Source organism: Winogradskyella tangerina, from assembly GCF_003260205.1.
Lineage (GTDB): Bacteria > Bacteroidota > Bacteroidia > Flavobacteriales > Flavobacteriaceae > Winogradskyella > Winogradskyella tangerina.
On sequence record NZ_QERF01000004.1, the window covers coordinates 82,982 to 106,617 of the forward strand.

The 23,636-nt window shown below is 35.9% G+C and carries 25 protein-coding genes; 18 read left to right on the top strand and 7 right to left on the bottom strand.

From position 1 onward, the window contains the following. The first annotated feature begins 56 nt into the window (after positions 1-56). The gene (locus DDY94_RS07560) at positions 57-2,096 is read left to right on the top strand and encodes a dipeptidyl-peptidase 3 family protein (protein WP_111683474.1); all 2,040 of its coding nucleotides are present in this window, start codon (positions 57-59) and stop codon (positions 2,094-2,096) included. A gap of 219 nt (positions 2,097-2,315) precedes the next feature. On the opposite strand, the gene DDY94_RS07565 is transcribed toward DDY94_RS07560, so the two are convergent. Next, a complete protein-coding gene (locus DDY94_RS07565) occupies positions 2,316-2,501 on the bottom strand; it encodes a hypothetical protein (protein WP_111683476.1) in 186 nt (61 codons plus the stop codon). Between the two features lie 177 nt (positions 2,502-2,678). Between DDY94_RS07565 and DDY94_RS07570 the strand changes: the two genes are divergently transcribed. Then, positions 2,679-3,065 (top strand): pyrophosphohydrolase domain-containing protein, encoded by a 387-nt coding sequence (locus DDY94_RS07570; protein ID WP_111683478.1) that lies wholly within the window; start codon positions 2,679-2,681, stop codon positions 3,063-3,065. 41 nt (positions 3,066-3,106) lie between these two features. Here the strand turns inward: DDY94_RS07570 and DDY94_RS07575 are convergent, their stop codons facing one another. Next, positions 3,107-4,177: a branched-chain amino acid aminotransferase gene (locus DDY94_RS07575; RefSeq protein ID WP_111683480.1), complete on the bottom strand. Its 1,071-nt coding sequence runs from the start codon at positions 4,175-4,177 to the stop codon at positions 3,107-3,109. A gap of 117 nt (positions 4,178-4,294) precedes the next feature. Here DDY94_RS07575 and DDY94_RS07580 point away from each other — a divergent pair, with 117 nt between their 5' ends. The 4 genes from DDY94_RS07580 (at position 4,295) to DDY94_RS07595 (ending at position 7,117) form a co-directional block, all read left to right on the top strand. After that, positions 4,295-4,798 carry a DUF4920 domain-containing protein gene (locus DDY94_RS07580; RefSeq protein ID WP_111683482.1) on the top strand — a complete coding sequence of 168 codons (504 nt, stop codon included), beginning with the start codon at positions 4,295-4,297 and terminating at the stop codon, positions 4,796-4,798. Further along, positions 4,776-5,237, top strand: a complete 462-nt coding sequence (locus tag DDY94_RS07585; RefSeq protein WP_111683484.1) for a hypothetical protein — start codon at positions 4,776-4,778, stop codon at positions 5,235-5,237. Before DDY94_RS07580 ends, DDY94_RS07585 begins: the two co-directional genes overlap by 23 nt. A 4-nt stretch (positions 5,238-5,241) precedes the next feature. Further along, positions 5,242-5,925 (top strand): tRNA (5-methylaminomethyl-2-thiouridine)(34)-methyltransferase MnmD, encoded by a 684-nt coding sequence (gene mnmD / locus DDY94_RS07590; protein ID WP_111683486.1) that lies wholly within the window; start codon positions 5,242-5,244, stop codon positions 5,923-5,925. Positions 5,926-6,199: 274 nt separating this feature from the next. Continuing rightward, on the top strand, positions 6,200-7,117 hold the full coding sequence (locus tag DDY94_RS07595; RefSeq protein ID WP_111683488.1) for a TIGR01777 family oxidoreductase: 918 nt from the start codon (positions 6,200-6,202) through the stop codon (positions 7,115-7,117). A 5-nt stretch (positions 7,118-7,122) separates the two neighbouring features. Here the strand turns inward: DDY94_RS07595 and DDY94_RS07600 are convergent, their stop codons facing one another. The 3 genes from DDY94_RS07600 to DDY94_RS07610 form a co-directional block, all read right to left on the bottom strand. Then, entirely contained in the window at positions 7,123-8,142 is a 1,020-nt protein-coding gene (locus DDY94_RS07600; protein WP_111683490.1) for an SseB family protein, read from the bottom strand. Between the two features lie 105 nt (positions 8,143-8,247). Beyond that, positions 8,248-9,033: an anti-sigma factor gene (locus DDY94_RS07605; RefSeq protein ID WP_111683491.1), complete on the bottom strand. Its 786-nt coding sequence runs from the start codon at positions 9,031-9,033 to the stop codon at positions 8,248-8,250. Beyond that, the gene (locus DDY94_RS07610; protein ID WP_111683734.1) at positions 9,033-9,587 is read right to left on the bottom strand and encodes an RNA polymerase sigma factor; all 555 of its coding nucleotides are present in this window, start codon (positions 9,585-9,587) and stop codon (positions 9,033-9,035) included. The genes DDY94_RS07605 and DDY94_RS07610 overlap by 1 nt, the downstream gene beginning before the upstream one ends. A gap of 126 nt (positions 9,588-9,713) precedes the next feature. Between DDY94_RS07610 and DDY94_RS07615 the strand changes: the two genes are divergently transcribed. After that, positions 9,714-10,226 (top strand): fasciclin domain-containing protein, encoded by a 513-nt coding sequence (locus DDY94_RS07615; protein WP_111683493.1) that lies wholly within the window; start codon positions 9,714-9,716, stop codon positions 10,224-10,226. A 173-nt stretch (positions 10,227-10,399) separates the two neighbouring features. On the opposite strand, the gene DDY94_RS07620 is transcribed toward DDY94_RS07615, so the two are convergent. Next, on the bottom strand, positions 10,400-11,053 hold the full coding sequence (locus DDY94_RS07620; protein WP_111683495.1) for a YceI family protein: 654 nt from the start codon (positions 11,051-11,053) through the stop codon (positions 10,400-10,402). A 165-nt stretch (positions 11,054-11,218) separates the two neighbouring features. Here DDY94_RS07620 and DDY94_RS07625 point away from each other — a divergent pair, with 165 nt between their 5' ends. The 10 genes from DDY94_RS07625 to DDY94_RS07670 all read left to right on the top strand — a co-directional run bounded on the left by DDY94_RS07625 (position 11,219) and on the right by DDY94_RS07670 (position 22,336). Continuing rightward, the gene (locus DDY94_RS07625) at positions 11,219-11,767 is read left to right on the top strand and encodes a nucleotide exchange factor GrpE (protein WP_111683497.1); all 549 of its coding nucleotides are present in this window, start codon (positions 11,219-11,221) and stop codon (positions 11,765-11,767) included. A 33-nt stretch (positions 11,768-11,800) separates the two neighbouring features. Further along, complete coding sequence (gene dnaJ, locus DDY94_RS07630; RefSeq protein WP_111683499.1) at positions 11,801-12,913, top strand: molecular chaperone DnaJ; 1,113 nt, start codon at positions 11,801-11,803, stop codon at positions 12,911-12,913. 246 nt (positions 12,914-13,159) lie between these two features. Then, positions 13,160-14,086 (top strand): ABC transporter ATP-binding protein, encoded by a 927-nt coding sequence (locus tag DDY94_RS07635; protein WP_111683501.1) that lies wholly within the window; start codon positions 13,160-13,162, stop codon positions 14,084-14,086. A gap of 2 nt (positions 14,087-14,088) precedes the next feature. Then, positions 14,089-15,402, top strand: a complete 1,314-nt coding sequence (locus tag DDY94_RS07640; protein WP_111683503.1) for an ABC transporter permease — start codon at positions 14,089-14,091, stop codon at positions 15,400-15,402. Between the two features lie 3 nt (positions 15,403-15,405). After that, complete coding sequence (locus DDY94_RS07645) at positions 15,406-16,284, top strand: mechanosensitive ion channel family protein (protein WP_111683505.1); 879 nt, start codon at positions 15,406-15,408, stop codon at positions 16,282-16,284. Positions 16,285-16,315: 31 nt separating this feature from the next. After that, positions 16,316-17,176 carry a DUF6268 family outer membrane beta-barrel protein gene (locus DDY94_RS07650; RefSeq protein ID WP_111683506.1) on the top strand — a complete coding sequence of 287 codons (861 nt, stop codon included), beginning with the start codon at positions 16,316-16,318 and terminating at the stop codon, positions 17,174-17,176. Between the two features lies 1 nt (position 17,177). Beyond that, a complete protein-coding gene (locus DDY94_RS07655; protein WP_111683508.1) occupies positions 17,178-18,341 on the top strand; it encodes a sigma-54-dependent transcriptional regulator in 1,164 nt (387 codons plus the stop codon). A 126-nt stretch (positions 18,342-18,467) separates the two neighbouring features. After that, a complete protein-coding gene (locus DDY94_RS07660) occupies positions 18,468-19,346 on the top strand; it encodes a PPK2 family polyphosphate kinase (protein WP_111683510.1) in 879 nt (292 codons plus the stop codon). Then, on the top strand, positions 19,339-20,760 hold the full coding sequence (locus tag DDY94_RS07665; RefSeq protein WP_111683512.1) for a M20/M25/M40 family metallo-hydrolase: 1,422 nt from the start codon (positions 19,339-19,341) through the stop codon (positions 20,758-20,760). The genes DDY94_RS07660 and DDY94_RS07665 overlap by 8 nt, the downstream gene beginning before the upstream one ends. A 10-nt stretch (positions 20,761-20,770) precedes the next feature. Next, entirely contained in the window at positions 20,771-22,336 is a 1,566-nt protein-coding gene (locus tag DDY94_RS07670) for a carboxypeptidase-like regulatory domain-containing protein (protein WP_111683514.1), read from the top strand. A 16-nt stretch (positions 22,337-22,352) separates the two neighbouring features. On the opposite strand, the gene DDY94_RS07675 is transcribed toward DDY94_RS07670, so the two are convergent. Further along, on the bottom strand, positions 22,353-23,162 hold the full coding sequence (locus tag DDY94_RS07675; RefSeq protein WP_111683516.1) for a M23 family metallopeptidase: 810 nt from the start codon (positions 23,160-23,162) through the stop codon (positions 22,353-22,355). Between the two features lie 52 nt (positions 23,163-23,214). On the opposite strand from DDY94_RS07675, the gene DDY94_RS07680 reads away from it, so the two are divergent. Beyond that, on the top strand, positions 23,215-23,592 hold the full coding sequence (locus DDY94_RS07680) for a glyoxalase superfamily protein (RefSeq protein WP_111683518.1): 378 nt from the start codon (positions 23,215-23,217) through the stop codon (positions 23,590-23,592). The last annotated feature ends 44 nt before the right edge of the window (positions 23,593-23,636 follow it).

Here is a 23,636-nt window from a genome sequence, read left to right on the forward strand (position 1 = left end):
TTATGATATGTCAGAGATGTATTATTTTTGTGGTAATCTAAAAATCTTACTAACACATGAAATTAAAATCAATAATTATTATCTGTCTTATTGCAGTTTTTACATGGTCTTGTAAAGACGATAATAAGACCACTGGGACAGATGAAACTACTGAAAAAACAGAAGCTGAATTCGATTTTAATGTAGAGCAATTTGCTGACCTTAAAATTCTAAGATATCAGATTCCAGGTTGGGATAATCTTACACTTAAAGAACAAAAATTAGTTTACTATCTGACGGAAGCCGGACTTGCAGGTAGAGATATTATGTGGGATCAGAATTACAGACATAACCTAAAAATTAGAAAAGCCTTAGAGAATGTCTATGTGAATTTTGACGGCGATAAATCAACAGAGGATTGGAAAGCTTTTGAAGTATATTTAAAGCGTGTTTGGTTTAGTAATGGTATTCATCATCATTATTCAAATGATAAAATCAAACCCGATTTTTCAAAGGAATATTTAAACGAACTATTTAAGGCAACTAGCACCAAATTAGACGGTGAAGCATTCGATGTAATATTCAACGATAAGGATGCAAAAAAGGTCAATCAAGCAAAAGGCATAGATAATGTTGCATTATCTGCCGTTAATTTTTATGGTTCTAATGTTACCAATGCTGATGTTGAATCTTTTTACGCAGCTAAGAAATCTCCAGACCCAGACCGTCCTTTGTCTTTTGGTCTAAATTCTCAATTAGTGAAAGAAGACGGTGTTTTAAAAGAGCGTGTTTACAAATCAGGTGGACTATATGGTTCAGCCATAGATGAAATTGTGAAATGGTTAGAAAAGGCTCAAGGTGTAGCTGAAAACAAAGCACAGGGTGATGCCATTGGCTTACTCATTGAGTACTACAAAACAGGTGATTTACAAACTTGGGATGATTATAATGTGGCTTGGACTGCAGCTACGGATGGCAATGTAGACTACATCAATAGTTTTATTGAAGTTTATAACGATCCATTAGGCTACAGAGGATCTTATGAGACGATAGTTCAGATTAACGATTTTGATATGTCTCAAAAAATGAAAGTTCTCTCTGATAATGCACAATGGTTTGAAGATAATTCTCCTCTGATGGATGAGCATAAAAAAGATAATGTTGTTGGTGTTACTTATAAAGTGGTTACTGTTGCTGGAGAAGCTGGCGATGCTTCACCAAGTACGCCAATCGGTGTTAATCTACCAAACGCAAATTGGATTAGAAAAGAGGTTGGAAGTAAATCAGTATCACTTGGTAATATCATCAACGCTTATAACAATGCAGGAAGTACAGGTCGCTTAAAAGAGTTTGTCCATGATGAGGAAGAACTCGCCCTCGAGGAAGAATACGGCCAGTTGGCAGATAAACTTCATACTGCTTTACACGAAGTGATCGGGCATGCTTCAGGACAATTAAATCCTGGCGTTGGTGAGACTAAAGAAACTCTAAAAAATTATGCATCTACATTAGAAGAAGGACGTGCTGATTTAGTTGGACTCTATTATTTATACGATTCGAAATTACAAGAACTTGGACTTGTGGAAGATTGGAAAAAAGTTGGTATGGCAGCTTATGACGGTTATATCAGAAATGGTTTAATGACCCAATTGATTCGTCTTAATCTCGGTGATGATGTAGAAGAAGCACACATGAGAAACAGACAATGGGTGTCGGCTTGGGTATTTGAGAAAGGTGCAAAAGACAACGTCATAGAAAAAGTTACTCGAGATGGTAAGACCTATTTCAATATTAACGATTACGACAAGTTACATGAGTTATTCGGTCAACTACTGAGAGAAACACAACGTATTAAGTCTGAAGGTGATTATGCAGCTGTTGAAGCCTTAGTAGAAGGTTATGGTGTGAAAGTAGATCAGGAAATTCATGCAGAAGTACTTGAGCGTAATAAGCAATTTACATCGGCACCTTACAGCGGATTTGTTAATCCGGTTTTAGTACCAGAAATGGACGACAATGGTGAGATCACAGCTATTAAGGTTTCCCAACCAGTAGGTTTCCCAGAGCAGATGCTAAATTATAGTAAGAAGTATAGTTTCTTACCTGAGGTGAACTAATAAGAGTTCAATTTTAAAAATATAAAGAGCAGCCTATTTAGGCTGCTTTTTTTTAAGAATGAATATAAGTGTTAGTAGTATCATAATTTCTAGGTGATCTCATTTCAATGTATCATCGAAGAGATTGTAAACCGTCATCAAAATAAATCTGAATAGTACAATAAGATATTACCAATAAGTTTAAGGTTGAAGTAAATTGAACTTGAAAAATAAGTGGACTTACATCAATAAAAACTTCACCGCAGCGATCATACCAATAAAGCTAATAAAGGCTATTAATATCCAAATTGTACCTTTATAGTAGGCTTTATGAATCTTTTTGTCTTTGCCATATTGATAGGCGATAGCGATCACAAAAGCGACAAAAAATAAAATTGCAAAAATCCATTGACCTGTAGAAAACATTAGCGTATTTTTATGCAAAAATACGGCTATTATTTGATTTATAAATTTATAGTAAATGAAATAATTGCTGTATTAGTAAAGCGTTTCCTTGGGTATTTTTAAATTTTGTAGTTTCTGCACAAAATTTAGAAGTTAAACGGGAAAGATAAAAATTTAAGCACTTACAAACTATACGCTATGCAAGACAAAATCGATGCTGTTAAAGCATTTCATACGGCTTTTAAGTTAGGATACCGCCAATCTCCAAAAGCCGATTTAGGACTAGAAAAAAACATGCTGCGCTATAAACTAATGCGTGAAGAAAATGAAGAATATCTCGAGGCCGCCAATGATAATGACCTCGTTGAGGTGGCGGATGCACTTGGTGATATGCTTTATATTTTATGCGGTACCATTATTGAGCACGGATTACAATATAAAATCGAAGAGGTTTTTGAAGAAATCCAACGCAGTAATATGAGTAAATTAGGAGAAGATGGTGAGCCTATTTACAGGGAAGATGGCAAGGTGTTAAAAGGCCCTAATTACTTTAAGCCACACATAAAAGAGATTCTAGAGTCATAAAAAAAAGCAGCCATTACGGCTGCTTTTTTTTTAGTTTACATTTATTTTATCTCATGGCGCCAACCATGTTTATCTTCAGATAAGTTGTGCTGAATATGCATTAATGACTTTTTGAATAAGCTTGCATAATTATTTTCAATTTCAGGCATTTCAAAAACTTCACCAGCATGCTCAAAGGCTGAAACCTGACTAATAACCGCTGCTGTTCCGGCACCAAAAATTTCTTTCAAACTACCATTTTTTGCCGCTGCTTTAATTTCCTTCACACTTACACGTCTTACTTCGCATTCTATCCCAAGATCTTCGGCGAGTTGAATGACGCTCTTACGCGTTACCCCATCTAGAATTCTATCATTATTAGGTGCCGTGATCAATTTATCACCAACCCTAAAGAAAATATTCATGGTACCAGCTTCCTCCAAATATTCGTGTGTTGAAGCGTCTGTCCAGATAATTTGTTGAAAGCCTTTTTTTTGTGCTAAGCTTGTCGGATAAAATTGCGCAGCATAATTTCCAGCTGCTTTAGCAAATCCAACACCACCATCAGCAGAACGACTAAATTTCTCTGCAAACAATACTCTCACTGGCGCATTGTAATAGGCTTTTGCAGGTGAACATATAATCATAAAGCGATAAGCTTCAGCTGGTGAGGCAGAGATTGCTGGTTCGGTTGCGATGACAAATGGGCGAATGTATAGCGAGTTGCCAACGCCAGGTTTAATCCACTCCCTATCTAATTTTAACAAAGTTTCCATTCCTTCAAAGAAATAAGATTCTGGAAACTCAGGTATAGCCAGTCGTGCTGCCGACTTGTTTATACGTTTGTAATTTTCGTCAGGTCTGAATAAAAAGATCTGTCCGTTTTCATCTTTATACGCTTTCATTCCTTCAAATACAGCCTGACCATAATGAAACACTCTTGCTGAAGGCTCAATCGTCAAAGGTTGGTATGGCATTATTTTAGGATTCTGCCATTTACCGTCTTCAAAATCACAAACAAACATGTGATCAGTAAAAACACGACCAAACATTAAATTTTCAAAATCAACATCGTTAATTTTCGAGGTTTGAGATTTTTCTATAGTGATTTTTTTGGTTTGGATTTCAGCCATCAAAAATGAGGTTTTATTTTGTGCAAAATTACGAAATCAAAGCGTCTAATGAAAGGTATTATTGGCTTAAATTTTGTAAATTTGTATTTCGAAAAAATCAATTGAAATTATATAAAAATGAAGAAAATATTTTATTTATTGGCCGTTGTTACCTTGGTGTTTTCATGTAAAAATGACAAACAAACCACAGAAGAAACTACAGAAGAAGTATCACAAGAAATCGCTTATGCTAAATTTGGTATGGAAATCAATGATGCCGATGCCTTGGCTTCTGACCGAATGATGGTTCACTATCAAGGACTAAAAGAAGGTGATACCATCAATGCCAAAATGAAAGGCACTATTGTTGAAGTTTGCTCAAAGAAAGGGTGTTGGATGAAACTCGATATGGGCAACGAACAAGAGGTAATGGTGAGATTTAAAGATTACGGTTTTTTTATGCCATTAAATGCTGAAGGGGAAGTTGTAGTTAACGGAAAAGCTTTCGTTACAGAGACTTCAGTTGATGAATTAAGACATATTGCCGAAGATGGAGGTAAAACTGAAGAAGAAATTGCTGCGATCACTGAGCCTAAATTTGAATATCAATTTTTAGCTGATGGTGTCTTACTTAAACAATAACTATTTCACCATTTGTTTAGTGCTTGTGTTATGCCTTGGTTGCAAGGATAAAGCAGAACCAAAGGAAGCTGAAAACACTAGTAAAGAGAAGCCAGAATTGGTAATGTACCAGCCTTCTGAGATGGCGACATTAATGAATGCAATGTATGCGTACAATTTACAGTTAAAGCAGCAGATTGTTAATGGCGAAGAGCCCATGACAATGCCGTTAGACCTTATGAGGTTGCACTCGGCTGAAATGAGTAATGGTCATGCCAGAACAGCCACATGGAATAGCTTTGTTAATGTTTTTATAGAATCGCAACAATCCGTGGTTGATACACTTTCAAATGTACAGTTGAAAGAGCGTTATAATTCGGCTATAAATAACTGTCTAGCTTGTCATAAAACAGAATGTACTGGACCAATTCCGAAGATCAAGAAATTACTTATTCAATAAAGAATTGAAGCGTAAGATCATCACCACGTCCGATGGTTCAAAAACCATTCAGATCGAAGATTGGAATGAGCAATATCATTCCATTCATGGTGCCATACAAGAAGCAAATCATGTTTTTATTAAACATGGTTTGCTTTTTTTTATTCTTGAAAATGATTCAGAGCAATCTCCTATTAATATTCTTGAAATTGGCTTTGGCACAGGTCTCAATGCCTTTCTTACTTTAATTAAATCTGAAGAGGTCAAGAAACACATTAAATATATCGGTGTTGAAGCTTATCCGGTCGACACCCACGAAATTCAACAGCTGAATTATATTGAACTAATTTCTGAAGACCATAAGTATGAATTTGATACAATGCATAAGGTGTCTTGGGAAGCGTCTCATCAAATTTCTAGTTTTTTTAAGCTCGAAAAACAGCAGAAATTCTTCAAGGATATTAATGACGAAAACACTTTCGATATCATTTATTTTGATGCTTTCGGCGCTCGTGTTCAGCCCGATCTCTGGACGGAAAATATTTTCAAATTAATGTTTAAAGCCATGAAAAACAATGGTGTATTGGTGACTTATTCTGCTAAAGGAAGTGTAAGGCGTGCCATGGAAGCCGTTGGTTTTAAGGTTGAACGTCTTCCCGGACCACCTGGAAAGAGAGAAATGTTACGAGCGCGCAAAATGCGATCGTAACATTCGGTGAAACGAAGTGAGCCAAATGTATTAAAGTTGTATTCGGTGAAACGAAGTGAGCTAAATATAACTTTTGAATAATAATTGAAGCGCGGAAAATGCTTAATTAAATTTGGCATAAATCATTTTAAACAAAGCTTGCTCGTATCATTTAGCGATACAGATTTTATCCACTAAGGTTTCTTCAGTTCTTTGGAATTTGCAAATAGCTCTCAAACGTTAAATCCAAACTAAAGTTTCTTTTAGCGCTTTGTAGCTATCGTATCTTTGCCTTATGGAATATCCAAAAACCGTTTTAATCACAGGAGCAACAGGCTTAATTGGGCAAGAAATTGTAAAACAATGTCATGCTGAAGGTCTTGCTGTACACTATCTAACAACTTCGAAATCAAAGTTAAGTGCTGAGGCGAATTATAAAGGGTTTTATTGGAATCCATCCACTCAAGAGATCGATCATACTTGCTTTGAAGGTGTTTCTGCAATTATTAATATGGTAGGAGCGTCTATTTCAAAACGTTGGACTTCGGCTTACAAAAAAGAGATTCTAGAAAGTCGAACCAAGACAGCACAACTGTTACAAGATACCATTAAGGCAAATAATTATAAAATCGATCATGTAGTCTCGGCAAGTGCAATTGGTATATACCCTTCAAGCCAGACCAACTTTTATGACGAATCTAATTCTGAAGTTTCCAATTCATTTCTTGGTGAGGTCGTAGAGCAATGGGAACAGGCTGTTGATGGTTTTAAAGATTTAGGGAGTAAACTGGCAAAAATCAGAATTGGTTTAGTATTAGCCAAGGATGGTGGTGCTTTACCCGAAATTGTAAAACCGATAAAAATGGGTGCGGGTGCGGCTTTTGGAGACGGTCAGCAGTGGCAAAGCTGGATTCATGTTAAGGATTTGGCAAGTATTTTCATGTATGTTTTAAAACACCAACTCGAAGGTATTTACAATGGTGTTGCACCAAATGCAGTGTCAAATAAGGAATTAACCAAAATGGCTGCTAATGTGTTACAAAAACCACTCATCTTGCCTAATATCCCCAAGTTTGCAATGAAGTTAGTTCTGGGAGAGATGCATATACTTCTTTATGAAAGTCAACGTGTAAGCTCTCAAAAAATAGAACAGAAAGGCTTTCATTTTAATTTTGCTAATCTACGTCCGGCGCTCGAGGATTTGTTGCTGTGATACAATTATCTGAGTGAATCTTTAAAGGTTGGCCTCTTCCTTTTACCAGAAATCACACCCTTAATAATCGATAGAATATTTTTGTTTATTGCATCTTTCGGGTTCAATTCTATCGCCTTATCAATAGTTTCTTTTGCTTCATCATCTTTTTCTGCAATTAGTAAATTCATAGCATGATTTCCCATTAAAGCATAATCATCTGGTTTTCTCTTGATGGACTCTTCAGAGTAGAATAAAGCTTTTTCAATGTCGTTGATATGCATTGCTTCAAGTGAAGCTTCCATGGGTATGGAATGGTTTTTTAATTCAATTTTAAAAGCCTGTTCTAAAAGTTCCAAGGCCTCGGTATGACGTTCCAATCGCTGATACGATTTTGCCATTAATACCATACTTTGCCAATAATCTGGAATCATCTCAAGACATTTTTTAAAACCAATTATGGACTGTTCAAGTCGTTCTTTACCACTTGCACCAAGTGACTTACTTTTATAGCCGTCTAGATAAATTAATCCCTCTTGTTTCTTTCCTGCCTCCTCATAAATTTTATTGAACGCTTCATTTGCCTTATGCTGAATTTCTTCTTCATCTAATTCGTCATAAATAGTACCATTCATTAAGGATTCGATCTCCTTTGGAACTAATTCTTTACCATATTCGGAGTAAGGATTTAATATGAATGTTGCGCCCTTGGCAATACTGAACAAATCTTGCCCCTTTAAACTGAGGTATGAAACTTCCTCCTTAATAATACCCTTATCGAAAATTCTATTTGTTGAAGTAAAAACTGGAATTTGTCCGCCTTCAAAGGTTGCAAATTGAACCGTAGTATCTTTTTCTAAAACCGTTGTCCCTTCTTGTTGTCCGTTGTTTGCTGTAATAACAAATAATTGATTCCAAATTAATTTTTGATAAAAATACTTGCGTGCTGATGCATCGGTAACAGATTTCATCAATAATTCTTCAAGTTCATTTTCAGGAAATGTAGAATCAGGTTTCTTTTTTTTGAATAAATCAAATATTCCCATTTAAAATAGCGGTGTAAATTTATTATTTAGAATGACATGATCTAAAATCAGTAGTATTCAAAAGTAATAAAATGAAGTACAGCAGTGTCAATTATTTTCTAGTAGTTAATCTAAATAAACATTCGTCACCAAACGTTCAACCGTCGGATGGTCGTTACCACCAGCAGGTTCTATGGTAATATTTAAAGACTCCGCATGGTCAATATAGCTCATAGCCATAAGATTGGTGTCTTTTGAAATTACACCCATATTGATCATTTCACCTTCAACATCCGCCCACATTTGGTAGTCGTGCTCATCATCGAGCTTTGGAAGGCGTTCCGTATTTATCACAACGGATTTAGTGTTGTGGTTTACATAACTGACAACTTTACCATCAGGCATCTGGGTATTGCCTTTCAAAATATATTGTTCGGTATCGGGATGAACAATTGCAGCATAAAGTGTTTTATTCGATTCTAATTCTTTATTGAGGTTTTCAATGGTGGAATTTAATTCAGAATTGTTCGTTTCTACCGTTTGTAATTGCTCTTGGACAGAATTTAATTGATTATACATCCAAAAACTTCCAACAAGTAATAATGCAGCAATACTGGCAGCTACGCCAAGATAAAATTTAGAACGTTTATTTTGCTGAAGGGCAACAACTTTTGGAGAATTAGATGCTGATTTTATCTGATCTAATAATTGCGATTTTACCGAAGCGGGTGGAGTAATGGCATTTTCGAGTCCAAGTGATTCAAAATCTTCCTCCAGTTGATCAAAATGTGATTTAAGTTCAGCATCGGATGCCAAGGCCTGCTCAATCTGTTCGCATTCAGTAGCGTTGAGTTCTCCAAGCAAATACTGCTCTAACAATCCATTGTCTAATATCATTTTCTTATCCATCATCACAGCGCATTTAGTATTAGTAATAGTAAACCTAAAGTTTTCGCATAGCTTTCACGCAAATGTTTCAAAGCTTGTCTAACATAAGATTTAAACGTACCTAAAGGCACATCCATTTCCTGGTGTGCTTCCTTGTGCGTCAATCCTTTAAAGTAAACCAATTCTATAGCTTCCTTATGATGAGCTTCGAGTTTTGTAATTGCCCCATTAAGCTCTAAGTACTCAGAATCTATACTAATAGCATCTTCTTTATGAGTATATACACTAAAATCATCGGTTTGGATGAGCGGGTCGGTTTTTCTTAGAACATTTAACACTTTATTTTTTGCAATACGATAGACCCAGGTGTAAAAACGACCCTTACTAGCATCGTATTTTTCTGCTTTTTCCCATACCGTCATAAATGTATCCTGAAGTAAATTTTGGGCTTTACCTTCATCTTTGATCATTTTTAAGATCACGCTGTAAATAGCACCAGAGTATTTGTCGTAGAGTAATGATAATGCATACTCATCCTTGTTTTGAAGCTGTTGAATAAGACGATTATCGTTGTGCATTAATGTTAAAGATTTCCCAAATGTGAGGCCTTGCTCATCCATTACAAACAAGCCTGTGTAAATATAAACGAAAGCACTTCAAAAACGAAATAAGTGCAATAGTTTAACCATAAATTTAAAAAAATCATGAAAAAGTTAGTATTTGTATTAACAACAGTTGTTGCTTTAGCATTCTCACAAACTTCAACAGCGCAAGGAACAATCGTAGATGCAGCAGTAGGAAATGAAAATTTCTCAACGCTAGTAGCAGCTTTAAAAGCTGGTGACTTAGTAGAAGCTTTACAAGGCGACGGACCTTTTACAGTATTCGCTCCAACCAATGACGCATTTGCAAAAATTGACAAGGAAACTTTAAGTAACTTATTAAAGCCAGAAAACAAAGAAACTTTAGCTAAGATCTTAACTTACCACGTAGTATCTGGTAAATTAATGGCGAAAGATGTTGTGGCTGCTTTGAAAAAAGGAAAAGGAAAAGTACAAGTTGAAACACTTGCCGGACAAACATTAACCGTAATGCAAAAAGACGGAAAGATCTGGTTGAAAGACCAAGCAGGCAATTACAGCGAAATCACTGCGACAGATGTAGCGGGAAGTAATGGTGTGATTCATGTAATTGACACCGTAGTAATGCCTAAATAATGGTTTTAGTGTAAATATTTAAAACGCATTACTACACAAAAATGCTATTAGTTAAAATTTTGGTTGATGATGGTTGACTAATAGCGCGGCAATTTTAGAGATAAAATTGTTATGAAAGAGAAAAGCACTTACAGAAATGTAAGTGCTTTTTGATTTATATATATTGAATTTAATTAAGCCTTAGTAGCAACTAAATTTACTTTTAGTTCAATATCATCATTAATGAAGTTATCCCCTAAACTATCGAAGAATGATTTAGAACCGTACTTAATGTTCCATTTAGAACGATCAATTGTGAATGTTTCACTTGTTAAAGTCATGTTGTCACCATCGATTGATGTGGATACAGGAATTTTAATGTTGTTCGTGGCATCTTTCATTGTTAGGTTACCAGATAACATAGCTTTGCCATCAACAGTTTCTATACCTGTAACTTCGAATGTTGCTTGTGGGTAAGTCGCAACATCAAAAAAGTCAGCACTCGTTAAATGACCAGTTAATTTGGCATTTCCTTCTTCTTCCGCTGGAATGTCAGTTACTTTAATAGTGCTCATGTCAATAATAAAATTACCACTTTCAATAGTGCCATCATTAACATTTACTACACCTTTAGCTATTCCAATAGTACCATTGTGAGATCCAGTTGGTTTAAATCCCTTCCACTCAATAGTAGATTTTTCAGTGTCTGCCTTGAACATTACGGCAGAAGCTTCAGCAACGGCTGCTTCTTCTGCTTCTGTAGTTTCAGCTTCTTTCGCTTTGTCATTACAGCTCGAAAATGATACGATTGCTACTAAAGCGAAAATTTTTAAAAATGAAGTTTTCATGTAATTGTTTTTTTTTGAATTTGTTCGTAAGTCGCAAAGTTAAACATATCCTTGCCCTCAGAATTATAAAAAAATGTTAATGACATTTTGACATTTTTCGGATAATGGCAGTACTTTTGCACCTCTAAATCGAAGATTTAAATAAGTTTTTAAACATAACTCACAATGAGTAAAAAAGATAAAAATAAAGAGGTTGAAGAGCCACAAGTAGAAGATACTGCAACTGCAACAGCAGAGGCGGAAGAGCAAAAAGTAGAAAAATCAGCAGAGGAGCAATTACAAGATCAGTTAGCTGCCGAGAAAGATAAATTCATGCGTTTGTTCGCGGAGTTCGAAAATTATAAGAAGCGCACAAACAAAGAACGTGTAGAATTATTTAAGACTGCAAGTGAAAAGGTAATGATTGCTATGCTTCCAGTTCTTGACGATTTTGAACGTGCTTTAACGCATATTGAAGACGATAAAGAAGCTGAAGAATTACGCAAAGGTGTATTGTTAATTTACAACAAGCTTTTAAATACACTAGAACAACAAGGCTTATCTAGAATCGAAGTAAATAAAGGCGATGCCTTTAATGCAGACGATCATGAAGCAGTTACGCAGATTCCAGCGCCTTCAGATGACCTTAAAGGGAAAATAATTGACGTCATTGAACGTGGATATAAACTTGGTGATAAAGTTATTCGTTTCCCAAAAGTTGTCATTGGTCAGTAAAGAGTTAATCACGGTTAATCGTGTAGTTATATTATGAAAGAAGATTATTACGACATATTAGGAGTAAGCAAAGGGGCTACCGACTCAGAAATCAAAAAGGCATATCGCAAGATGGCCTTAAAATATCATCCTGATAAAAACCCAGATGATAAAGAAGCTGAGGAAAAATTTAAAAAAGCAGCAGAGGCTTACGAAGTTTTAAGTAATCCAGATAAAAAAGCACGCTACGATCAGTTTGGTCATCAGGCATTTGATGGTGCAGGTGGCTTTGGAGGTGGCGGCATGAATATGGACGACATCTTCAGTCAATTTGGTGATATTTTTGGAGGCGCTTTTGGCGGTGGCGGATTTAGCGGTTTTGGTGGCGGCGGAAGACGCGTTGTTAAAGGGAGTAACCTTAGAATTCGAGTTAAATTGAATTTAGAAGAGGTTGCCAATGGCGTTGAAAAAAAGATAAAAGTTAAACGTAAAGTTCAGGCTCCGGGTACTACATATAAAACCTGTACAACCTGTAACGGAACGGGTCAGGTTACCAGAGTTACCAACACTATTTTAGGTAGAATGCAAACGGCAACGACATGCCAGACTTGTGGTGGTGCCGGACAAATAATTGATAAGAAACCTTCAGATGCCGATGCACAAGGACTAAAAGTAACAGAAGAAACAGTTTCGGTAAAAATACCAGCTGGTGTTGTTGATGGCATGCAACTTAAAGTTACAAGTAAGGGTAATGATGCGCCTGGGAATGGTATATCGGGAGACTTATTAGTCGTTATTTCTGAAGAGGAACACCCTACGCTTAAACGTGAAGGGGATAATTTACATTACGATATGTATGTAAGTTTACCCGATGCTGTTTTAGGAACTTCCAAAGAGATTGACACCGTTTCAGGAAAGGTGAGAATAAAAATTGATGCCGGTGTACAATCAGGAAAAATATTGAGACTTAGAGGTAAGGGAATACCAAGTATTAATGGTTATGGTAAAGGCGATTTGTTAGTTCATGTAAATGTTTGGACACCAAAGACTTTGAGCAAGAAACAAAAGGAGTTTTTTGAAAACATGAGAGATGACGAGCATTTCGAGCCTAAACCCGAAAGTTCGGATAAATCTTTTTTTGAAAAGGTAAAAGATATGTTCTCTTAAAAACCTTAGGTTTAATAAAAAATACTATCTTTGAATTATCGCTAATGCTAATTAGCGGTAATTTTTCTTTTTCATAGCAATTTTTTCCCATCCTTATCTAACCATAAGGGTGGGTTTTGTTTTTTATGTAATTACTTGCATCCTAGGCGTTTAAAAATAAGTTAATAAGTCTTCAAATTATTCTTTATATACGCTCTACATTTAATATATTTACAGACTAACCTCTAAAAGAAAACCGCTACGTATATGAATGACTTGTTAGTTGCTGATTCCGTTTCAAAGAACTTCGGAAATTTTAAAGCACTAAATGAAGTATCTATTGCCGTCCCTAAAGGCAGTATTTTTGGCTTGTTAGGACCTAATGGCGCTGGTAAAACCACCTTAATTCGTATTATTAATCAAATCACAATGCCCGATGAAGGAACGGTGCAGCTAGATGGTCAGCCATTAAGACCTGAACACATTAGAGATATTGGTTATTTGCCAGAAGAACGTGGGCTCTATAAATCTATGAAAGTTGGTGAACAAGCTTTATACTTGGCACAGCTTAAAGGTATGGCAAAAACCGAAGCCAAAAGCCGACTTAAATATTGGTTTGAAAAATTAGAGATTGGGGATTGGTGGAACAAGAAAATTCAGGAACTCAGTAAAGGACAAGCTCAAAAAATTCAGTTCGTGGTGACTGTACTCCATAGACCTAAACTTCTCATTTTTGATGAGCCGTTTTCAGGTTTCGACCCAATCAATGCTAATCTAATTAAAGATGAAATATTAAAATTGAGGGATGAGGGTGCCACAGTAATTTTTTCAACGCATCGTATGGAGTCGGTTGAAGAACTTTGCGATCATATTGCACTTCTTCATAAATCGAATAAAATCTTAGACGGTAAACTGAATGATATCAAACGTGAGTTCAAGACCAACACTTTTGAAGTTGGTTTGCAGTCACAAAATAGCAATTCCGTTTTAGCTGAAATAAAAGATAAGTTTGAGGTCCTTCCGGCGACCTTCAAAAACTTGAATGATGATATTAAATTGAATATAAAAATAGACGAAAGTATTTCCTCAAATGACCTGCTGTCTTTTCTGGCATCAAAAGCAGAAGTCCACCACTTTGTGGAAGTGATTCCAACGGCAAATGACATTTTTATTGAAACGGTAAAAAATAACTAAGAATGAATCATCTACCACTTATAATTAAGCGCGAGTACCTTACGAAGGTGAAGAATAAATCATTCATAATCATGACTTTTTTAAGTCCATTGATCATGATCGCTTTAATTGCCGTAGTTGCTTATTTATCGCAATTAAATAACGATAAAAAAAGGTTCATTTCTGTTTTGGACGAAACAGAATTTTTAAGTGATGTTTTTCAAAATACAAGTAACACGACCTATACCTTACTGAATGACCTCAATTTAGAGGATGCTAAAGCCTTGGTGAAAGAGAAGAATGACTACGGTTTATTACATATTTCTAAAGTCGATTCAATAGATGAAGTAGCTCAGAATATAAAATTCTACTCTGAAGAATCACCGTCATTAACCGTTATTGCAGGGATTGAGCGAAAGATTGAAAAACGACTGCGTGAAATGAAACTTCAAAAAGACGGCGTGAGTTTAGAACAGATCGAAGCTTCTAAAATTAATATCGACATTGCTCAAGAAAGTTTTGAAGGTCAAAAAAGTTCTAAGATCGACAATATTATTAAACTCGCTTTCGGAGGCTTGGCGGGCTATCTGCTATTTATGTTTATAATCATATACGGCAATATGATTATGAGAAGTGTAATTGAAGAAAAGACAAGTAGAATTATAGAAGTGATCATTTCTTCTGTAAAACCCATTCAATTAATGATGGGTAAGATCATTGGCACTTCTCTAGCTGGTGTCACGCAATTTGCAATTTGGGTGGTGCTTGGTGGCGTTTTATTAACAGTGGTCTCGGCAATTTTTGGAATAGACATGACTCAAGCATCAAGTCAACAGCAAGAACTCATGAATCAGGCCATGCAAGCTGAAGGTGCACAAGCCATGGCAGAAAGCCTTCTGAATGGTATTAGCAATCTACCTATTTTAAATTTGGTAATCGCTTTTATGTTTTTCTTCATTGGTGGTTATTTGCTGTATAGTTCGCTTTATGCAGCCATAGGTGCGGCTGTAGATAATGAAACTGACACTCAGCAGTTTATGCTGCCTATTCTGATGCCGCTTATTTTGGCAGTTTATGTAGGTGTATTTACAGTAATCGAAGATCCTCACGGAACTGTATCTACGGTTTTTTCATTTATACCATTAACGTCTCCTGTGGTGATGCTAATGCGAATACCATTTGGCGTGCCAATGTGGCAACAAGTACTTTCCTTACTTTTATTGGTAGCGACATTTATATTTGCCGTTTGGTTTGCAGCGAAAATTTACCGTGTAGGAATCTTAATGTATGGTAAAAAGCCAACGTATAAAGAGCTTTTTAAATGGTTGAAGTATTAATATATGAATCAAGGTTTAAGGCAGGTAGAAGAGCAAATAACGGAAAGTAGTACTTGGGAGAAAATCTCTGGTTTTCTTGATAAGCATGTGGACTTCGGTGAAAAGATTAGCATTTCTATTTTAGATTTCATAATAGTAATTACGGCTATAGTAATTACAACCATTATTCTTAAGATTGTTTTCAGAATTATTACTCGCAATTTGCCAGAAGGAGATAAAGGCAAATTCAATGTGATCTACGGCTATTTCAGATGGCTGGTTTATATTGTCATCTTCCTCATTACACTCCATTCTGTTGGTGTTAATGTAACAGCGGTTTTTGCAGCTTCCGCAGCTTTACTTATCGGGGTTGGTTTGGCACTACAAACCTTATTTCAAGATATAATTTCAGGTGTTTTTATTCTTATTGATCAAACGGTTCATGTTGGAGATATTATTGAATTAGATGGTAAAATAGGTCGCGTTGAAGAAATCAAACTCAGAACCACTAGAGCCGTCACAATAGACAATAAGGTACTGGTAATCCCAAATCATTTGTATTTAACCAATTCTTTATACAATTGGACGCAAAATGGAACGTTAACACGAGAGAGTGTTTCTGTAGGCGTGGCGTATGGCAGCGATGTGCAATTGGTTAAAAAGTTATTATTACAGGCTGCGAGCACACATCCGGATGTCATTGACATACCAGAACCTAAAGTATTATTCACTGATTTTGGAGATAGTTCATTAAACTTCAAATTAATATTTACTCTTAATGATAGTTTTATGGCTGCCTTTCCAAAGAGCGATATAAGATTTGAGATCGATAAGTTATTTAGGGAGCACAACGTTACCATACCATTCCCTCAACGCGATGTTCATATCATAGAAAAAAAATAATATGATTTTACGCTTTTCAAAATGTTATGTTATGCTTGCAATTGTTGCAATATGCTGCATTCATTCTGTAAAAGCACAGCTCACAGATCTCGTCCGATTTGAATATTCCTTTATACCGAGCAGTAAGTCTGAGGATCAATATACAAGGTTGCGCGCAATCCTTAATTATCCTATAAAAATTAAGGAAGGTGATTATCTCGTTGTTGGTGGTGAATACAACCGAATCATTTTGAATTTGGAAGACGATTACCCATTCAATACAAATAATCTTAATCAATTGCATATCATTGATCTTAGTCTGGGATATACCTTCAAATGTAAAAACGATTGGCGCCTTGGTCTTAATATTAATCCAAGAATTGCATCAACACTCACCGAATCGATCACTAAGGACGATCTATTCCTGAATGGTGGAATTTTTGCTATTAAAGATAGAACCGATGCGACAGATATTAAAAGACCCTATAGACTTGTCTTAGGTCTTACTTACAATACAACAGCAGGTTTGCCTATTCCATTACCTTATATCAGTTACTTTAGACAAATCAATGAAAAATGGTCGTTTAATTTAGGTGTGCCCAAGTCTAATTTGAAATACTCGTTCGATACGCATAGTTTCTTGCAGGCTTTTGCGACACTCGATGGCTATTTTGCAAATATTCAAGAACCTATTGTCATTGATGGACGGCAGGCCGATCATATTTCACTTTCTGTAGCAGTTGGTGGACTTGGGTACGAATATTGCTTTACAAAACATATAGTGGCATATACCTATATCGGATATACGTTTCGGTTGAATAATGTTTTGCGTAATGATGACAGAGATGAAATATTTGCGTTGAATGAGTTAAATGCCTTTTATTTAAGAACAGGATTAAAATTTAGAATATAAGATGTCAAAAATATTAATAATTGAAGATGAAGCGGCAATCCGCCGTGTACTGGTAAAAATATTATCTGAAGAAAATGATACCTATCAGGTTGATGAAGCTGAAGATGGATTAGTCGGGATTGAGAAGATTAAAAAGGAAGATTTTGATCTCGTACTTTGTGATATTAAAATGCCAAAAATGGATGGTGTTGAGGTGCTTGAAGCGGTTAAAAAGCTTAAACCCGAAACACCTATGGTAATGATTTCAGGGCATGGCGATTTAGATACAGCAGTCAATACCATGCGTCTGGGTGCATTCGATTATATATCAAAACCACCAGATCTTAATCGATTATTAAATACAGTTCGAATTGCTCTAGATCGAAAAGAATTAGTCGTAGAAAATAAGATGCTTAAAAAGAAGGTCAGTAAAAACTACGAAATGATCGGAGAGAGTGCTGCGATAGCGCGCATCAAAGATATGATCGATAAAGTAGCACCTACCGATGCGCGGGTACTTGTCACCGGACCAAATGGAACAGGAAAAGAATTGGTGGCACATTGGCTACATCAAAAGAGTGAACGTTCAAAAGGACCTATGATTGAAGTAAATTGTGCAGCCATCCCAAGCGAACTTATTGAAAGTGAATTGTTCGGTCATGTTAAAGGTGCATTTACTTCCGCTAATAAAGACAGAGCAGGTAAGTTTGAAGCCGCTAGTGGCGGTACGATTTTCTTGGATGAAATTGGTGATATGAGTTTGTCGGCTCAGGCAAAAGTATTGAGAGCACTACAAGAAAGTCGTATTCAACGTGTTGGTAGCGATAAAGATATCAAGGTAAATGTACGCGTCGTAGCCGCAACAAACAAGGATCTTAAAAAAGAGATTGAAGAAGGTAATTTCAGGGAAGATCTGTATCACAGACTTGCTGTTATTTTGATTGAAGTTCCAGCGTTAAACGATCGTAGAGAAGATATTCCATTATTGGTGGATTACTTTGCTGATAAGATCTCACAAGAACAAGGAAGTACACCAAAAACATTCTCAACTAAGGCCGTTAAGTTGCTTCAAAATTACGATTGGACGGGGAATATACGTGAGCTAAGAAATGTTGTAGAGCGATTAATAATTCTTGGAGGTAAAGAAGTAAGTGAGGACGATGTAAAGGCCTTCGCTTCAAAATAAAACTCTAGAAAAACATATTTAAACATAGGGCTTTTATTGGCTTAATTTTGAAAGCTGTTTTAGCTTAAATAGTCATATCTGTACATCTGTAAAATGTTCATTATCTTTATCTGATATTATTGAAATATGAAAGATATTGTAATAGAAGATTTTAAGATTACATCTCAAGTGAACATCAAGGATTTACCAACTCAGGTAGATCTCAATGCCGATAAAAAACAATTAAAAGAAGCCTTAAGAGAGGTTAGTAAAGACCTCGCTGAAATTCAGAATACCATGTATGCTCATGGTAAATATTCGGTTTTGTTTTGTATTCAAGGGATGGATACTGCGGGTAAGGATAGCCTTATTCGTGAAGTGTTCAAGGAGTTTAACGTAAGAGGAATTGTAGCACACAGTTTCAAAAAACCAACCGATCTTGAATTAAAACACGATTATCTATGGCGCCATTACATTGCATTACCGGCACGTGGTAAGTTTGGTATTTTCAACCGAACACATTATGAAAATGTATTAGTAACGCGGGTTCATCCTAATTACTTGATGTATGAGAATATGCCAGATATTCAAAGCGTAGACGATGTTAATGACGCATTTTGGGATAAACGTTTTAGAGAAATAAATGCGTTTGAAAAGCACATTTCTGAAAACGGAACCCTCATTTTTAAATTCTTTTTGAATATCTCAAAAGACGAACAAAAGAATAGACTATTGAGACGTCTAAATCGAAAAGATAAACAATGGAAGTTCTCGTCAGATGATCTTAAAGAGCGAAAACTCTGGGATAAATATCAGGTTTGTTACGAGGATGTTCTCAATAGAAGTTCAAAACCTAATGCGCCTTGGTATAACATTCCTGCAGACGATAAACCATCAGCAAGGTATATTGTGGCAAAAATTTTATACGATACATTAAAGACATATACCGATATAAAAGAGCCTCAGCTTCCTGCTAAAGAAAAAGAAAATATTGACCTTTATAAACAACAATTACAAAATGAATAATACTTTAAAATCATTGTCTCTAATGGCTATGCTTTTCGGGTTTTTGCTTTCATTTCAGCTGAATGCTCAAACCGATGAAGATGTTTTAAAAACAGTATATAGTACCTCCTTAACAAATGGTAAAAGCTACGAGTGGCTAGACCATCTTTCTAATTCAATTGGCGGGCGATTATCAGGGTCGACCAATGCTGAACTCGCCGTGCAGTATACAAAAAGGGAGCTTGAAAAACTTGGCTTGGACAAAGTATGGTTGCAACCTGTTATGGTGCCGAAGTGGGTTAGAGGGCAAAAAGAAATGGGTTATTTTGAAACGAATGGTGATATTCAAAAAGTGAATATTTGTGCGCTAGGTGGTTCTGTTGCAACACCTAATGGCGGTTTAAAAGCTCAGGTTATAGAAGTAGCGACATACAAAGACATTGAACAATTAGGGGCAGATAAAGTAAAGGGTAAAATTATTTTTATAAATAGGTCTTGGGAACAGGAACTTGTAAATACGTTTCAAGCCTATGGTGGATGTGCAGCCGAACGTTACAGAGGCGCAGCTGAGGCTGCTAAATACGGAGCAGTTGGTACTGTTGTGCGTTCATTGAGTTCTAGACAAGACGATTATCCGCATACAGGAAGCATGGGTTATGGTGATCTACCAGTTGAACAACGAATTCCTTCAGCTGCAATTTCAACTAACGATGCTGAAAAATTAAGCGAAGCTCTGAAAAAGGACCAAAATCTTGAATTCCACTTCGAAATGAGTTGTCAGAAGTTCGACGACGTTCTCTCATATAATGTGATTGGTGAAATAACTGGTAGCGAAAAACCAGACGAATACATTATTGTTGGAGGCCATTTAGATTCTTGGGATCTTGGTGATGGTGCCCACGATGACGGAGCCGGTGTGGTTCAATCTATGGATGTTTTACGTCTGTTAAAAGAAAGTGGAGTTAGACCAAAGCGAAGTATTCGAGTTGTTCTTTTTATGAATGAGGAAAATGGATTACGCGGCGGTCGAAAGTATGCTGAGGTGGCTAAGGAAAAAGGGGAGAAGCACGTATTTGCTCTCGAAAGTGATGCCGGTGGATTTACACCTCGCGGTTTTAGTTTTGATTGTTCAGATTTGATGTTTTCAAAAATTGAAGCGTGGAAACCTTTATTTAAACCTTACTTAATTCACTTTTTTGAAAAAGGAGGTAGTGGTGCTGATATCGGGCCATTAAAGAACGACGATATTGTTTTAGCAGGCTTACGACCAGATTCACAGCGTTATTTTGATCATCATCATGCGGCCAACGATACCTTCGAACATGTAAATAAAAGAGAACTTGCTTTAGGTGCAGCAACCATGACTGCCCTCGTATACCTCGTTGATAAATACGGGACAGAGACGATTACAGACGAAAAAGAGATCAAAGACTAACTAAATTTCTATGCGAATATTTAGAAGTCTATTTTGTATTACCTGCTTCCTTGTTTTTAGCGGTGTTTTTGCGCAAGTCCAATATAAAATTGAAATCAGAGACGTCTCAACCGAAGAGCCTGTATCATTTGCTACCATAAGATTTGATGGCTCTAACCGCGGACTCATCGCTGATTATAATGGTCAATTTCGTTTACCATTCATTACTGCAGAAGATATTTCGTTTTTGGTGATAACTTCTATCGGTTATCAGGAATTGAAAGTTGAAATCAATTCACTATTAAAAAATGAATTGAACATCCTTCGGATGCAGTCTCAAACTGAAGCTTTAGATGCAGTTATATTGAACTCTAAAAAACCAAGAGTTTTTCTGAATGAGGTAAAGAAAAATAAAAAATTACTCGCCAGTGATATTGTACGCAAAGCAGTTTACGCCATTCCTGTAAATCTCGATGATAAACCGCATTCTTACATTGGGTATTATAGAGATTACCAAATAATCGATGAACTATATTTCAATTTAAATGAAGGCATATTAGAACAATACGACGGAGGTATTTATTCAAATAAAGTACAAGATTCAGTAAATCAATCTGTGTTTTATTCCTTTAAGACGAATAGAAATTTCAATGTAGACGAGTACTATACCAAGGCTTATAATGAAGTAACGAAATATATCCAAAACGCAGATATATTGCCTTATGGCGGAAACGAATTAACCCTTTTGAATGTCCACGATGCCATTAGAAATTATGACATCAGTTCGTTTTCATTTGTTTATAAAATCACTCGGGATTTTTTGTTCAATCACGAATTTGTAAAGGGCGATGTTCGCTTTATTGATGATGAGCCTGTAATCAACATTATTATAGAGAGTAAAAAAGGAAAAGTAAGTTATGCTCACACAGCCTATGGAGTGATATCTATCTCACTCGAAGATTTTTCCATTCATAATTTCAGTTATACGGTTTATGATTTTAATAAACTGAATCCTTTATTCAATATTGAAACAGAGTATCGTCGGCAAGACGGCGCAATGTATTTAAATTACATTACGTTTAATAATCGATTTGTTATCACTGACGGAAAAATTTTTCAAGAATCTAATGTGATTTATAATAGAGAACAAAACCGTTTCTATGTGAATTTTGATACAGATCTCGATGTGAAAACTGTTCAAAGGCGAGATTTCAAAATAAGGTATAACGACAAGCGAATTTTCATTCAGAAATTAGAAATATTAAACCCTCAACGCATTAGTTTACAAGTCGCTGATTTTGATGATAGCCTCAAAGAACTCACCTTTGAAGAAATGGATGGGTTTACTTTCAATATTAGAAACATAAGTGATATTAACGGTCGGGTTATTTACGAACCTCAAAAAAAATTGGGCTATCAGTTTAGAGAGTTTTTTGTTCAAGAGGTCATTCCAAGGAAAATACAAGATGAGTCCTTGAAGGTTATTCCGAAGAATAGCGGTCTTATGTCGGCTCCGATCAATGAGAATACGGAAATGGACGTTTATATCATTAATTCGCCATTAATGCAAAGACGGATGAAAAAGGATAAAAATTAGGAATCGCGGTTCAGACTCAGTGCTTCCTCAGATAATATTTACCTTGTTTGAGTTTCTTTCGTTTTTGACCTTTGAACACAAAAGGGATGGAATTGCCACCAGATTTATACATTACAAGATGAAGGTGTGGTGTCGTCGTAAAACCGGTCATACCTGAGATAGCAATGGATTGACCAATGGTCACTTTATCACCTACCTCTACCAATGAACCTTCAAAATCTAAATGAACATAATGGGCCATGGTACCATCATCGTGCAGTATTAAGACTTTGTTTCCTTTATCAACACATTTTCGGGTTTTGCAGTATTCATTAGAATCTTCTTTAACGAAAAATACAATGCCATCTCTCACAGCAGTAATGGTATCACCGACTTTCATACCGAAATCAATGGCATATTGTGAATGTGGTTGATTATGCGAAAACTTCCCGCCGAAAGATTGAATGATCTTATATTTCTTCCCCTTTGGATAAGGTAAATTATAACGAAAATCTTTGTCATAGTCAGTCGTAGGGTCACCAAAATTGCCTTTAAATTTTATGAAGGAATTTGAGTCTACTTTCGAGGTATCCTTAACTTTTTCAATTGGAATTACCAACGCATGTTTCAAAGTATCTTGATGTTGTAGTATACCATAAGGCTTCACTTTCACATAGGATTTGGTAGAATCTAAGGCATTTAATTTCAGCTCTAAAGGCGCATAGAATGGATTGATATAATCGAGGTATACCGAATCATTGGCAATTTCCTTATGTGTTTTTATCGTTTGCCCATAAGACCAACCGATGGTTAGCACCATTATAAGTACAAATAATAGCTTTTTCATGGGGTTATAGCTTCATTTTTAATTACATTTATAAAGATAATTATTTAGGTTTATGAATGCTGGATTCCTTAAACAAATTCATCCTGTTCTACCCGTTAAAAGTGTCACAAAAGCTGTTGATTATTATGTAAATAATCTGGGTTTTAAATTGGCCTTTACCGATACTACAAGTGATAATGGTTATGCTGGGGTTTCGAGAGATGCTATCGAAATTCATTTGCAATGGCATGATGAAAAAGAATGGGTTATTGGGGTAGATCGCCCAATGTTGCGAATTTATGTCGAAAATATTGAACAATTATTTGAAGAGTACAAGACCAAAAATGTCTTTCATGAGCGGACTTCATTGAAGAAAATGATTTGGGGTACCGAAGAATTTGCATTTTATGATCTGTATGGAAATGGTTTAACATTTTATAAAGATTTATAAGCGGGAAAAGGAATAATTTTTGATGTAAAAACCGTAAGAACCAA

Excerpts from the sequence above, each read along its gene's own strand:
- DDY94_RS07565 (WP_111683476.1), bottom strand. The coding sequence starts at position 2,501 with ATGTTTTCTACAGGTCAATGGATTTTTGCAATTTTATTTTTTGTCGCT.
- DDY94_RS07670 (WP_111683514.1), top strand. The coding sequence starts at position 20,771 with ATGCGAATATTTAGAAGTCTATTTTGTATTACCTGCTTCCTTGTTTTT.
- DDY94_RS07560 (WP_111683474.1), top strand. The coding sequence starts at position 57 with ATGAAATTAAAATCAATAATTATTATCTGTCTTATTGCAGTTTTTACA.
- DDY94_RS07675 (WP_111683516.1), bottom strand. The coding sequence starts at position 23,162 with ATGAAAAAGCTATTATTTGTACTTATAATGGTGCTAACCATCGGTTGG.
- DDY94_RS07595 (WP_111683488.1), top strand. The coding sequence starts at position 6,200 with ATGGAATATCCAAAAACCGTTTTAATCACAGGAGCAACAGGCTTAATT.
- DDY94_RS07660 (WP_111683510.1), top strand. The coding sequence starts at position 18,468 with ATGAAAGATATTGTAATAGAAGATTTTAAGATTACATCTCAAGTGAAC.
- DDY94_RS07640 (WP_111683503.1), top strand. The coding sequence starts at position 14,089 with ATGAATCATCTACCACTTATAATTAAGCGCGAGTACCTTACGAAGGTG.
- DDY94_RS07625 (WP_111683497.1), top strand. The coding sequence starts at position 11,219 with ATGAGTAAAAAAGATAAAAATAAAGAGGTTGAAGAGCCACAAGTAGAA.
- DDY94_RS07575 (WP_111683480.1), bottom strand. The coding sequence starts at position 4,177 with ATGGCTGAAATCCAAACCAAAAAAATCACTATAGAAAAATCTCAAACC.
- DDY94_RS07645 (WP_111683505.1), top strand. The coding sequence starts at position 15,406 with ATGAATCAAGGTTTAAGGCAGGTAGAAGAGCAAATAACGGAAAGTAGT.
- DDY94_RS07620 (WP_111683495.1), bottom strand. The coding sequence starts at position 11,053 with ATGAAAACTTCATTTTTAAAAATTTTCGCTTTAGTAGCAATCGTATCA.
- DDY94_RS07585 (WP_111683484.1), top strand. The coding sequence starts at position 4,776 with ATGGTGTCTTACTTAAACAATAACTATTTCACCATTTGTTTAGTGCTT.
- DDY94_RS07615 (WP_111683493.1), top strand. The coding sequence starts at position 9,714 with ATGAAAAAGTTAGTATTTGTATTAACAACAGTTGTTGCTTTAGCATTC.
- DDY94_RS07605 (WP_111683491.1), bottom strand. The coding sequence starts at position 9,033 with ATGATGGATAAGAAAATGATATTAGACAATGGATTGTTAGAGCAGTAT.
- DDY94_RS07665 (WP_111683512.1), top strand. The coding sequence starts at position 19,339 with ATGAATAATACTTTAAAATCATTGTCTCTAATGGCTATGCTTTTCGGG.
- DDY94_RS07570 (WP_111683478.1), top strand. The coding sequence starts at position 2,679 with ATGCAAGACAAAATCGATGCTGTTAAAGCATTTCATACGGCTTTTAAG.
- dnaJ (WP_111683499.1), top strand. The coding sequence starts at position 11,801 with ATGAAAGAAGATTATTACGACATATTAGGAGTAAGCAAAGGGGCTACC.
- DDY94_RS07610 (WP_111683734.1), bottom strand. The coding sequence starts at position 9,587 with ATGCACAACGATAATCGTCTTATTCAACAGCTTCAAAACAAGGATGAG.
- DDY94_RS07600 (WP_111683490.1), bottom strand. The coding sequence starts at position 8,142 with ATGGGAATATTTGATTTATTCAAAAAAAAGAAACCTGATTCTACATTT.
- DDY94_RS07655 (WP_111683508.1), top strand. The coding sequence starts at position 17,178 with ATGTCAAAAATATTAATAATTGAAGATGAAGCGGCAATCCGCCGTGTA.
- DDY94_RS07635 (WP_111683501.1), top strand. The coding sequence starts at position 13,160 with ATGAATGACTTGTTAGTTGCTGATTCCGTTTCAAAGAACTTCGGAAAT.
- DDY94_RS07580 (WP_111683482.1), top strand. The coding sequence starts at position 4,295 with ATGAAGAAAATATTTTATTTATTGGCCGTTGTTACCTTGGTGTTTTCA.
- DDY94_RS07680 (WP_111683518.1), top strand. The coding sequence starts at position 23,215 with ATGAATGCTGGATTCCTTAAACAAATTCATCCTGTTCTACCCGTTAAA.
- DDY94_RS07650 (WP_111683506.1), top strand. The coding sequence starts at position 16,316 with ATGCTTGCAATTGTTGCAATATGCTGCATTCATTCTGTAAAAGCACAG.